Below are 12,674 nucleotides of genomic sequence, written 5' to 3' on the forward strand. Positions count from 1 at the left end.
ACTTATTCGAAAATCGCCGACAGGGCCTGATCCAGTCGCGTCACCGCCACTACCGCCATGCCCTTGGGTGCTTCCTTGGGGGCATTGGCGGCCGGGATGATGGCGCGCTTGAAACCATGTTTGGCGGCTTCCTTCAGACGCTCCTGACCACTGGGCACCGGCCGGATTTCACCCGACAGGCCCAACTCGCCGAATACCATCAAGTCCATCGGCAGTGGCCGGCTACGCAGACTCGACATCACCGCCGCCAGCAACGCCAGATCCGAGGCAGTTTCCAGTACCTTGACCCCACCGACAACGTTGACGAACACGTCCTGATCGTAGGTCGCCACTCCACCGTGGCGATGCAAGACCGCTAGCAGCATAGCCAGTCGGTTCTGATCCAGCCCCAGAGTGACGCGGCGTGGATTGCCCAGATGGCTGGTATCGACCAACGCCTGTACCTCCACCAGCATCGGTCGCGAGCCTTCCCAGGTAGACATCACCACACTGCCCGGAATCGGCGCCTCGTAGCGCGACAGAAAGATCGCCGAGGGATTGGCCACTTCCTTCAGACCCTTGTCGGTCATGGCGAACACGCCCAGCTCGTTGACCGCACCAAAACGGTTCTTCACTGCTCGCAACAGCCGCAGCCGACCATCGGACTCGCCCTCGAAGTACAGCACCGTATCGACCATGTGCTCCAGCACTCGCGGCCCGGCCAGCGCACCCTCCTTGGTCACATGGCCGACCAGAAAAATCGCCGTGCCACTCTGCTTGGCATAGCGCACCAGCAGCGCCGCACTCTCACGCACCTGGGCCACGCCGCCGGGAGCCGACTGCAACTGCTCGGTAAAAATGGTCTGGATCGAATCGACCACCATCACCTTCGGCTGCTCGTGCCGAGCGGTGGCGACAATGCTTTCGATGCAGGTCTCGGTCATGACCTTGAGCCGGTCTTCCGGCAGCCCCAGACGCCGCGCGCGCATCGCCACCTGCTGCTGCGACTCTTCGCCAGTGACGTACAAGGCCGGCATATCCTGAGCCAATCGGCACAGCGTCTGCAGCAAAATGGTCGACTTGCCGATTCCGGGATCACCACCAATCAGTACAACCGAGCCAGCCACCAAGCCACCACCTAGCACCCGATCCAGCTCCGAAGAGCCGCTGGGCTGGCGTGGCATTTCCTCAGTTGAGACCTCGGCCAGGGTCTTGACCTGGGCCTGCTGACCAGCCCAGTTGCCGCTACGCGCACCGCCCGAGCCGCCCACCGGCGTAGTATCAACTACGGTCTCAACCAGAGTATTCCAGGCTTGACACTCACCACACTGCCCAGCCCATTTGGAGAAGGTTGCACCGCACTCGGTGCACCCGTAAACACGTTTCTGTTTGGCCATGGATTCCTGCTTGTCGCTAGTTATTTGCCGCAGCCTCGATAGGCGCGCCCGCTGATTCCTTCCAGCTATTTTCCTCTATACTGACCAGCAATGTGCACTGGAAAACACCTTATGACGTCAGAGCTGACAACCGCCAAACCCTGCAAAGCCTGCCAGGATCGCGAACCACTGGGGTTCGAGTTTTCCATGGCCTTTCAGCCAATCATCAACCTGCATGATCAGACGCTGTTCGCCTACGAAGCCCTGGTGCGAGGTACTGACGGTGCTGGAGCAGCCAGCATTCTGTCACAGGTAAACGCCGATAACCGCTACCAGTTCGACCAGTCCTGCAGGGTCAAAGCCGTGGAGCTGGCAGCCCGGCTGAACGTTCCTTGTCACATCAGCATCAATTTTCTGCCCAATGCGGTGTATCAGGCAGCCACCTGTATCCGAGCCACCCTGGAAGCTGCACAACGCTTTAACTTCCCCACCAATAGGTTGATCTTTGAAATCACCGAAAATGAGCACCTGGTCGATAAGCAACACCTCAAGAACATCATTGAGGAATATCGGCGCCAAGGCTTCAAGACGGCAATTGACGACTTTGGTGCCGGCTATTCCGGGCTCAACCTGCTGGCCGAATTTCAGCCGGACATTATCAAACTGGACATGGCCCTGATTCGTGACATCCACAAGGACCGGGTCCGCCAAGCCATTCTCATCGGCATCCTCGGCTTTTGCCGTACGCTCGATATCGAAGTAATTGCCGAAGGTATTGAGACAGCGGAAGAACTCGCGTTCCTCCAGGACCAGGGTATTCAACTCTTTCAGGGCTATCTGTTTGCCCGTCCTGGCTTCGAGCAACTACCCGCGGTTATATGGCCACAATCTGCATGACCAGCAAGGATAAATCGGCACAAAAGCGGCGCAAGGCTGAGCTGGAAAACCTGCGAGAAGAATTGCTCGAAGCCCAGTTCGAGCTGCGCAAGACCAACAAGGGGCCGATTCTGGTCCTGATTACCGGCAACGACTTTGCCGGCAAGGCCGAAGTCATCTACACCTTCTACGAATGGCTTGACCCACGCTTTCTGCACACTCGGGCGTTTGGCCTGCCACAGGGTATCGAGCGGCGTATGCCCTGGCTGTGGCGCTACTGGCGGACTTTACCACCCACCGGCGAGCTGGCGTTCTACCTGGGTAGCTGGTACCACCAACCACTGATGCGTCTGAGCCGGGGGCAGATCAGCCCCACTACCTTCAAGCGCCAGATGCAGGAGGTGACCGCCTTCGAACAATTGCTGATTGACGAAGGCGCCACCCTGATCAAGCTGTGGCTGCAGTTGAGCGACAGCGATACTCGCAAGCGAGCCGACCCAGCCCTGAATCAAACCGTCGCCATGCGCGAATGGGGTGATTTCAGTGCCGCCGACTATGAAAAGGTTCGCAGTGGCGCGCAATACATGGAGGAACTGACCTCCACCACCGAAGCGCCCTGGATCCGCGTACCCAGCCAAGACCCTCAGGAACGCGATCTGCGCATAGGCCAGATCCTGCTCCAGGCGATCCGCCAGCAACTGACCAGCCAACCCAGTCAGCACCCGGCCTACGGCTGGACAGCCAGTCAGAATGAACGCCTGGCGGCGCTGGACTACACGCTCAAACAGGACAAAGACCACTACCAACAGCAACTCAGCACGCTGCAACAGCGTCTGCGGCAACTGGTCCAACACCCAAAATTCGCCCGCCGCAGCCTGCTGCTGGTGTTTGAAGGCACCGATGCTGCCGGCAAGGGCGGCACCATCCGGCGCATTACCCAGTGCCTGGACCCACGCACATTGCGGGTCCATGGTACCCGGGCACCGACCGAAGAGGAGCGCAGGCTGCCTTACCTGTGGCGTTTCTGGCGGCGCATTCCGGCACCAGGTAACGTAGTGGTATTCGATCGCAGCTACTATGGCCGGGTATTGGTCGAACGGGTTGAAGGTTTTTGCACAGAACCCCAGTGGCAGCGGGCCTACCGGGAGATCAACGACTTTGAACGGCAACTGGCCGACAAGGGCACGCTGGTGATCAAATTCTGGCTGGCCATCACTCAGGATGAACAGTTACAGCGCTTCCAGGCCCGCGAAGGCTCGCCGCTCAAACGCTACAAGCTGACCGATGAGGACTGGCGCAACCGCAAGCAATGGCCGGCCTATGTTCAGGCCATAAATGACATGATCGAGCACACCTCGACACAACTGGCCCCCTGGCACCTGATTCCGGCCGAAGACAAGCGCTACGCCCGCATCCAGGCCTTGAATATCGTCTGTGACCAGCTCGAAGCCGCCTTGAAATAATCGGCAACAAATCCTGACAGTAGCGGCTATGCTTGCAGTACGCCACGGTGGCGCTGTAGAGGATGAGTCAGATGAAATTACTGGAAGAATTCAAGGCTTTCGCGATGCGCGGCAATGTCGTCGACATGGCCGTGGGGATCATTATTGGTGCTGCCTTCGGCAAGGTGGTGTCCAGCTTTGTGTCCAACATCATCATGCCGCCGCTGGGACTACTGATCGGCGGCGTCGATTTTGCCGATCTGGCCGTTGTGCTCAAGGAAGCTGAGGGTGAAGTGGCCGCAGTGACCCTGGGTTACGGCGCATTCATCCAGAGTATTGTCGACTTTCTGATTGTCGCCGCGGCTATCTTCGTCGCAATCAAGGTTATGAACAGCCTCAAACGCAAGGAAGAAGAGGCTCCGCCCGCCGCACCACCGGCCCCGAGCAATGAAGAAGTACTGCTCGGCGAAATCCGCGACCTGCTCAAACAGCAAAAGCAGGGCTGAGCACACGGCCTGGAGCGGCCGGCAAGCACACTCAGCGCTACCGCCGTCCGCTCCTCTGCGAACCTGTAACCGGCCCTGTTATACTGCCGGCCCGATTGAGCAGCGACAGCGGCTATGCAGACCTGTGACACCCCATTCGGCGCCCTGAGCCTTGGGCGCTATCCGCCCACCCGCAATCCGACCCTGCAGGCGTTCGATGCTGCCGACCAGTATCTGTTGCAACGTCTGCACGAAGATGGCCTGGGCGAGCAGCCAATACTGGTCATCAACGACGCTTTCGGCGCACTGGCTATAGCGCTGGCTAAAGCCGGTCACCGGATTCACAGCTGGGGCGATTCCTGGCTGGCCCAACGGGCCATGCAGGACAACCTCCAGGCCAATGGCCTTGACGCTGACTGCGTGCAGTTCATCGACAGCCAAAGCCTGCTGCCCGAGCATTACCAGCAGGTGTTGCTGCGCATTCCCAAGAGCCTGAGCCTGCTTGAGTCGCAACTGCGCCACCTGCACAGTCGACTCCAGCCCCAGGCTCTGGTACTGGCTGGCGCCATGATCAAGCACCTGCCGCCCAGCGCCGGTGACTTGCTGGCCCGCTACATCGGCCCCTACCAGGCCTCGCTGGCCTGGAAGAAGGCCCGGCTGCTATGTGTCCGGGCTCAGACCGATCTCAACCCGCCAACCAGCGAACTGAACAGCCATTACCCGTTGCCCGACACAGCGCTACAGTTGCACAACCTGCCTGGAGTGTTTTCCCGCAACCAGCTTGATATCGGCACCCGGGTACTGCTGCCCTGCATTCCCCGGGATCTGGGCAACGCCCGGGTCGTTGACCTGGGTTGCGGCAACGGCGCGCTGGGGCTATTCGCGGCCTGGCACAACCCTGAAATTCAGCCAACCTTCATCGATGAGTCCTACGCCGCTGTAGCCTCGGCCCGGAAAAACTTTCACCAGGGCTTCGCCGGTCGCGAAGCACAGTTTCTAGTCAGCGACGGCCTGACCGAAGTCGCTCCGGCCAGTGCCGAGCTGATCCTGTGCAACCCACCTTTCCACCAACAGCAGGTGATCGGCGATGAAATCGCCCTGCGCCTGTTCAAACAAAGCCGTCAGGTTCTGGCACCGAGTGGCAGTTTGCTGGTGGTCGGCAACCGGCACCTGGGTTATCACATCAAACTCAAGCGCTTTTTCCAACGGGTCGAACAGCTCGGCTCAAGTGCCAAGTTTGTGGCCTGGCGCGCCTGGCGCTGAGTTCAGCCCCTTGCCCCACAGCACTCCTGGGTGCCAACAAGCAGTGCACCGATACGCCTGAGCGCTTTCCACAAAAGCTGTGGATAACTCTGTGCGAAAGGTTGGTACATCTGCTCGCAAGCCTGCAATACAGGGTCACCAGCCTAATCGATCAAAAACCATCCAACCGCCAGACAGCTCAGCCCGGACGGTTACTCCAGGCGCCTTCTCGCTGCACAACCGTGCAAAGCCCACCGGGTCCCGGCCCTGTTTCGGTGCAGAGTGCCGCAGAACCATAAAAGACTAATACTTTCATACTATTAACAAGAAGCTACCGGGGCCGGGTTGCGCTGAGCGGAAACGACAGGAAAAGCCCCCAGTCCGATCCATCACACCGTCAGACGCTTCGCGCAGCAATGCCACCGGCCTTGCGCTCACTGGTCGCACATGCAGGTTATTGACAGCGATCAAAGTGGCTGTTAAGCCAAGCCAGGCATCCACACAATCTGTGGATAACTCTGTGTGAAAGGTTGGGAAAGACCGTGCCGGCCCAGTCCCGGCAAGGGAGCAGGCCGGCTGATCAAAGGCTGATCAAGTCTGACTATCGGGTTTTGCTTCGTCATCCTCTGGCTTGGCTTCCTCCCGATCACGCTCGGCAATTTCGCGCAAGCGCTCGACCACCCGGGCATTGACCGAGTCATCCGGAAAGCTGCCCTCAGAGTCCAGTTCACCAACCGGTTGGCCGGACAGCAGCGCCATGGCCTGATCGACATGGCTGACCGCGTAGATTGCAAACTGGCCTGCCCTGACCGCATCCAGCACGCTCTGGTCGAGCATCAGGTTGGGCACGTTGGAGCGCGGAATGATTGCCCCCTGAGTACCGGTCAGGCCTCGCGCCTGACACAGCCGGAAGAAACCTTCGATCTTCTCGTTGACCCCACCAACCGCCTGCACCTCACCAAACTGGTTGATCGAGCCGGTAATGGCGAAATCCTGTTTCAGCGGCGTACGCGACAAGGCCGAAATCAGCGCACAGACCTCGCCGAGCGAGGCACTGTCACCATCGACATAACCGTACGACTGCTCCAGCGCGATACTGGCCGAGATTTCCAGCGGAAACTGCTGGGCATAGCGACTGCCAAGAAAGCCAGTCAGGATCATCACCCCCTTGGAGTGAATCGGCTGGCCCAGGCTAACCTCACGTTCGATATCGACAATCCCGCTGCTGCCGGGATAGACCGTAGCACTGATCCGGGCTGGCACCCCGAATACCGAGTCACCGACCTCCAGCACAGTCAGCCCATTGCACTTGCCCACCGCCGCACCATCAGTGTCGATCAGAATCACCCCGGACAGCATGTCTTCGCGAATCCGTGCGCTGACGCGGCCGGTTCGGGTTTCCTTGGCTCGCAGCGCCCGCTCGATATGTGCGATGTCGGTAATCGGATCACTGGCCAACTGACGAATGAAATCAGCCTCGGCGACCAATTGAAAAATGTCGCTGATCCGCGCCGACAGACGGTGCTGATGCTCGGCCAGTCGAGCACTATAGGTCAGTACCCGGGCCACGGCAGCAGCGGTCAATGGCGCCAACCCCTCTTCCGAAGTCCGGGTCTTGAGCAACTGCGCCATACCCTCGATGCTATCCGGAGTACGTGGCAGGTCCTCGTCGAAATCGACCAGCACCCGGAACATCTCCTGAAAATCCGGATCCAGATCCTGCAAGGTGTAGTACACCTGGCGCGAACCGATGAGCACCACCTTGACGTTCAGCGGTATCACTTCCGGGGTCAGAGTCACCGTGGTCAGACGACCCAGTTCAGCCCAAGGCGATTCGGTCTTGAGTTCACGCGAATGCAGCGCCCGCTTGAGCGCTTCCCAGACAAAGGGCTCGCTCAACAAGCGTTCGGCTTCCAGGACCAGATAACCGCCATTGGCCCGATGCAAGGCGCCAGGGCGGATATGCCGGTAACTGGTGACCAGCGCACCCTGCTCCGAGCTGTACTCAATCCGCCCGAACAGGTTGTCATAGGAAGGGTGCGGCTCCTGCACCACCGGCGCGCCGCCGGTATTGTGATGACCAACCACCAGGCTCGGGCAATACTGCTCGGTCAGCAGCGCTTTCTTGTAGGCTTCCGGGCGCGGCTCAAGCCCACGCTCCTCGACCAACTGATCGATCACGGTCTTGAGCAGGTTCTGACGCATCGCCTGCAGATAATCGCAGACCGCCTGATTGCCGCAGTAACTCTCCAGCAGCGGTTCAAGCAATGGTTGAATGGCCTCGGTGATGGTCTGCTCGTTGAGCTCACGCAACTGGTTGCTGGACTCACGCTTCCACTGCGGCAGATTGGACAAGCCTTCGTTCAGCACCTCCTCCAGATTGGCGATATCCTCATGGAAACGCTCGCGCTCGGCCTCAGGCAACTGGGCAAAATCAGCCTCATCGAGCGCCTTGCCATCCTTCATCGGGGTAAAGGCAATGTTCTGCGCATCGCGGTAGATGGCGATACTCTTTTCCAACGCCTGGCGCTCGACCGAATCGATCGCCCGGTCATAGCGCTGATTGAAAGCCCGGTCGATGCTGCTCTTCTTCTGTTGATAGGCCGGATGCTCAAACACCGCCGGAAAGGTCGCCATCAGGTTGTCGATCAGCATCTCGATATCGGTGATCAACGTCCCGGCTGTGCCTGGCGACAGGCTCAGAGAGCAAGGCTCGCGTGGCTCATCGAAGTTGTTGACATAGACATAGTCCTGCGGCGTTACCTGACGTTTGGCCTCGGCCTTCAGATAACGCATCACATAGGAAAACCGCCCGGTTCCAGGCTCACCCATGACAAAAACGTTGTATCCAGGGCGGTGCATGGCCACCCCGAACTGCAACGCCTCGACCGCCCGCTCCTGGCCAAGAATGCCGCGAAACGGGTCAAGATCATCAGTGCTGGAAAAACCCAGATTGTCCAAGTCAATGGGGGCGGTCAATTGTTCGGGGGGCAGGCGTAACGCGTCAACGTCGATGGTCATCAAACATCCTTGGCATGAAATCTAGGCACTGATTGGCATTGTTGCCCCAGCGAGGTGGAACTGACAAGCACCAGCAACCTGGCAAAGCCCCAATTCCTACACTAGAGTCAGTGCCGGGGAAAATAACAATACAAGGTTGTAAGCGATGTCATTAACCACCCGGGAGTATCTCAACCACGACGCCACCGCCCTGGCAGAGCGCATCGCCCGCCGCGAAATCAGCGCCAGCGAATTACTCGACCTGACACTGGAACGCTGCCAACGGCTCAATCCACAACTCAACGCCATCTGTCAGCCAATGTTCGAGATTGCCCGCCAGCGCCTGAACGAACCCCTGAGTGGCCCGCTGGCCGGAGTGCCGATCCTGATCAAGGATGCGGTACAAGACTACGCCGGCCTGCCGACCGGCAATGGCAGCAAAGTGTTCAGCCGTATCCCGCAACGCAAACACTCGCATATCGTCCAGCGCCTGCTTGAGGCCGGTGCGGTGATCATTGGCAAGACCAACACCCCCGAACTGGCCTTAAAGGGCGTCACCGACCCAGCCCTGTTCGGCACTACCCACAACCCCTGGAACCCGGCCCACACCCCAGGCGGCTCCAGCGGCGGCTCAGCCGCGGCAGTGGCAGCCGGTCTGGTGCCCATGGCTGGTGCCAACGATGGCGGCGGCTCGATTCGCATTCCTGCGGCCTGCTGCGGACTGTTCGGTCTGCGCCCATCGCGCGGGCTGATCTCGGTCGGCCCGGGAGCAGCGGAAATCTGGGAAGGCGCCTCCAGTGACGGGGTACTGACCCGCAGCGTTCGCGACACGGCACTGGCGCTGGATATCCTCGCCGGCAACAACCCCGGCGACCCGCTGCACACGGCCTTGCCGGAGCACAGCTACCGAAGCCTGACCCAACGGGAGCCCGGCCAACTGCGCATCGGCTTCAGCACCCGTTCACCGCTTGGCACGCCGGTTCATCCCGAAGCAGTCAAGGCCGTTGAGCATGCGGTCAAATTACTGCAGGCGCTGGGTCACGAGGTAGTCGAAGCGGCACCGGACCATGACGGCCAGTTGCTGGCTCGCTGTTATCTGAATCTGTACTTCGGCCAGGTCGCCGCGACTCTGGACGAGGCTCGGGCGATGGGCGCCCGTGACGAGGAGTTTGAACTGCTGACCCGCACGCTGGCGGCCTTTGGCCGGGTCATGAGCAGCGCCGACTATGTACGCAGCCATCGCCAGTGGAACAGCTTCAGCCAGGCCCTGGGGTTGTTCCACCAGCAGCACGACCTGTACCTCACACCAACCCTGGCCCACCCGCCCATTCGCCACGAACAGGGCCAGCTACCGACAGCGCAGGCGCGAATACTGGAGCTGCTGCTGGCCACCGGACTACTGCCAATGCTCGCGCGCTGGGGGGTACTGGAGAACATGGTCAACGATATGGCTCGCAAGAATCTGACCTACGTGCCCTTTACCCAGTTGGCCAATCTGACCGGCACCCCAGCCATGAGCGTACCACTGTACTGGACCGCTGACGGTCTGCCGCTTGGTGTACAGTTCGGCGGGCCACCCGGCAGTGAGCCTCGCTTGCTGCAGCTGGCCCGACAACTGGAGCAGGCTCAGCCGTGGGCCGAGCGCTGGCCAGCGATGGTGCAGCAGGATCTGGGACGCGCTGGCAGCGCCGCGCCACAAGTCCGCAAGGCGGTGCCCTGCAAGGCCTGAATGGTCAGGCCCCGAGCGCCTTGACCAGCTCGCGCACCAGCGGTTTCATGAAGAAGCTCTCCTGCGGCATCAGGTCAACCCGGATGCCGCGCTCGCGTAGCTCGTCGGCCACTACCGGCCCAACAGCCGCCACCGTCAGCCCAGCTAGGGCCGCCAGCAACTCGGACTCACACTGCATCCGCCGGGCAATCTGCAGCAACCGGCGCACCTGCGTGGCGCTGGTGAAGGCGATGGCATCAACGGCCGGCTCAATCAAGGCCCGGACCAGGGCCTCGACCTGGGCATCCTCGACATCATCGGCATAGACATAGGGCGCCACCGTGCTGATCTGGGCACCGGCTTCCTGTAGAAACGTCACCAGCGGCACATTCGGCTCGGTGCCATAGAGCTGCACCGCCACACGCCGGCCCTGGAGATTTTCCGCTCGCAGGGTCTGAATAACCCCCTCGGTGGTCGGCTCCTGCGCCAGCACATCCGGCTTCAGGCCGATCTTGCGCAACGCCGCCCCCGGCTTCGGCCCACGCGTGATCTTGCGTACCTCGCCAAGCTTGACCACAAAGGCCTCACACAGCCCGCCACCGGCACGTTCGGCACTGGCGAGCAGGCGTCTCAGCCCCTCACCGGTCAACAGAATCAGGTCATCTACCGGCTGCTCGATGAAGGCCTGCAGCCAGGCCAGCACTGGAGTCTGGTCCGGAGCATCATGAATCGACACCAGCGGACAACGCAGCACATCGGCCCCGCGCTTGATCAACATATCGGCGAACAGATCGAGTTCGCGGCTTTCCGGCAAGGCTATGCGGCGACCGGTCAGGGGCAGAGTTTCGCTACTCATGGGCTATCACATTCGGCAAAAGGAACATTGTGCGGGCCTGCCGCACGAATGAAAAGCACTCATGGCACAGGGCAATGGAAACACCGGTTAATCACACGTAGCCGCAGGCTCGGTTGGCGCTGACTTGTTCTGGACCATTAGATGCCAGGGATGGCATCTACGAGCCCCCATGGATGGGTTCACGGCGTGTCCAGAACAAGTCAGCGCCCACCGAGCCCAACACTGAACCCGCTTAACCCAGACTGTTTTAGCTCTCCCAACCGCGCCGGTGCAGAATTTCGTCCAGAGTACGGCTGACCGCTGTGCAGTTGCGCACCATCTCGACCCGCTCCCAGGTCGACCGTTCGCCCTCATGGATCAGCCGGTGCATGGCCTCGCGCGAGGGCGGAGCCAGCAGGCGCAACGGGTGATCCCAGCGGTTGCGCAGAAAGATGTTGATATCAGCGGTGTAATCCTGGGCCAGCACACCGTAGGTCAGATGCTGCATCAGATTCAGTACCGGCGACTTGATCCGGATGTGCTCACGACTGAAGCGCAGCATCTCGGCACTGCCCATCTTCCACCAGCGGGCCTGATAGTTGACCAGACTGCGCAACAGGTTGCGCGGCACATCCGGATCAGGCGTGATGGCCAATGCAGCCGGATTGGTCATGCTGGAAATGAAGTGGTTTACCCCATACAAACGCGCCAACCGCTTGGCTGGCAGATCATCGGCAAAGGAGCCGTCGATCCATTTCTCTCCAGGCAGATAGGGCACGGTTTCACCCTTGGCATTGCGACACATCAGGGTTACCGGCGGATAAATACCGTAGATCGCACAGGAAGCCTGAACTGCAGAACGGATCAGCACATTGGGTGAGGTAATGGCGTTGAGCAAACGCGGTGCCTGACGTGGCTCCAGCCCCGTCACGGTGATATTGAGCTTGCGCCCGGTCAGCTCGAAAGCCTCCTGGAAGGTCAGATCGGGAATGATCTTGCCCAGATAGGCAATCAGATTCTCGGCATCCATATTCGGTCGCCCACTGCCCAGCAACGACAGTACCGGCCGAATCGCCCGGGTTTCCTCCACTTCATGGTGCAGGTTGTCCAGACTCAGGCGCTCATGCAGCTCTTCGTCGGTATGAGTACAGGCAGTGGCCGCCAAAATCGAGCCGGCGCTGCTGCCGGAGATGATTTCCGGCAGCAGACCCTGCTCGAATAGCGCCCGCAGCACCCCGGCATGGAAAAACCCCAAGACAGCCCCACCACTGAGCATCAACGCCGAGCGGCCATTGCAGTGACTGGCACGCAGGAAAAAGTCCTGTTTCTCGGCCAGGGGAATGATCTTGTCGTCTACCTGATCCAGGTCATGCAGCGCTCCGCACAACTCATCCAGATAGCGGCGGATCAGTTGCTTGGTCCCCAGCTTGGCCTTGTTGTACAGCGACGGCTTGCCCATCCCGCCGAGATTGCCGTGTACTCCCTCGTTGAGGGTGAACAGCAACTGCGGGTAATCGCGGCGAAACCGCAAGTCACGCAGGATATCCAGGCGCCGACGAATCGCCCGAAAGTCATAACTTTCGCAGGCATCGTCCTGCTTCCAGTCATCCAGCCCACATTCGTGGTCATAGGCCAGGGCCAACTCGACCCAATCCTGGTAGCTCTCTGCCTGTTCCATCTCACGCAGCAACTGCCGCGCGCGGGTACGTTGAAACAATTTCATATCCATCT

9 protein-coding genes are annotated in these 12,674 nt (G+C 60.2%); 5 read left to right on the plus strand and 4 right to left on the minus strand.

The window, feature by feature from the left end; all coding sequences use genetic code 11:
- Positions 1-2: 2 nt before the first annotated feature.
- Positions 3-1,376 carry a DNA repair protein RadA gene (gene radA / locus C2846_RS16580; RefSeq protein ID WP_080048226.1) on the minus strand — a complete coding sequence of 458 codons (1,374 nt, stop codon included), beginning with the start codon at positions 1,374-1,376 and terminating at the stop codon, positions 3-5.
- A gap of 111 nt (positions 1,377-1,487) precedes the next feature.
- Here radA and C2846_RS16585 point away from each other — a divergent pair, with 111 nt between their 5' ends.
- The 4 genes from C2846_RS16585 (at position 1,488) to C2846_RS16600 (ending at position 5,421) form a co-directional block, all read left to right on the plus strand.
- Positions 1,488-2,252: an EAL domain-containing protein gene (locus tag C2846_RS16585; protein WP_080048227.1), complete on the plus strand. Its 765-nt coding sequence runs from the start codon at positions 1,488-1,490 to the stop codon at positions 2,250-2,252.
- A complete protein-coding gene (gene pap, locus C2846_RS16590) occupies positions 2,249-3,694 on the plus strand; it encodes a polyphosphate:AMP phosphotransferase (RefSeq protein WP_165443850.1) in 1,446 nt (481 codons plus the stop codon). The genes C2846_RS16585 and pap overlap by 4 nt, the downstream gene beginning before the upstream one ends.
- Positions 3,695-3,765: 71 nt before the next feature.
- Entirely contained in the window at positions 3,766-4,179 is a 414-nt protein-coding gene (mscL, locus tag C2846_RS16595) for a large-conductance mechanosensitive channel protein MscL (protein ID WP_080048229.1), read from the plus strand.
- Between the two features lie 114 nt (positions 4,180-4,293).
- The gene (locus C2846_RS16600) at positions 4,294-5,421 is read left to right on the plus strand and encodes a methyltransferase (RefSeq protein WP_119701993.1); all 1,128 of its coding nucleotides are present in this window, start codon (positions 4,294-4,296) and stop codon (positions 5,419-5,421) included.
- 570 nt (positions 5,422-5,991) lie between these two features.
- Here the strand turns inward: C2846_RS16600 and C2846_RS16605 are convergent.
- A complete protein-coding gene (locus tag C2846_RS16605; RefSeq protein ID WP_119701994.1) occupies positions 5,992-8,421 on the minus strand; it encodes a Lon protease family protein in 2,430 nt (809 codons plus the stop codon).
- Between the two features lie 145 nt (positions 8,422-8,566).
- Here C2846_RS16605 and C2846_RS16610 point away from each other — a divergent pair, with 145 nt between their 5' ends.
- The gene (locus tag C2846_RS16610) at positions 8,567-10,129 is read left to right on the plus strand and encodes an amidase (RefSeq protein ID WP_119701995.1); all 1,563 of its coding nucleotides are present in this window, start codon (positions 8,567-8,569) and stop codon (positions 10,127-10,129) included.
- Positions 10,130-10,133: 4 nt separating this feature from the next.
- On the opposite strand, the gene C2846_RS16615 is transcribed toward C2846_RS16610, so the two are convergent.
- Both C2846_RS16615 and C2846_RS16620 read right to left on the minus strand, forming a co-directional pair.
- Positions 10,134-10,964, minus strand: a complete 831-nt coding sequence (locus tag C2846_RS16615) for a uroporphyrinogen-III synthase (protein ID WP_119701996.1) — start codon at positions 10,962-10,964, stop codon at positions 10,134-10,136.
- A gap of 247 nt (positions 10,965-11,211) precedes the next feature.
- Positions 11,212-12,666, minus strand: a complete 1,455-nt coding sequence (locus C2846_RS16620; RefSeq protein WP_165443851.1) for a DUF3336 domain-containing protein — start codon at positions 12,664-12,666, stop codon at positions 11,212-11,214.
- Between the last annotated feature and the right edge of the window lie 8 nt (positions 12,667-12,674).

This window comes from Pseudomonas jilinensis (assembly GCF_003586265.1).
In the GTDB taxonomy this organism is placed as follows: Bacteria; Pseudomonadota; Gammaproteobacteria; order Pseudomonadales; family Pseudomonadaceae; genus Halopseudomonas; species Halopseudomonas phragmitis.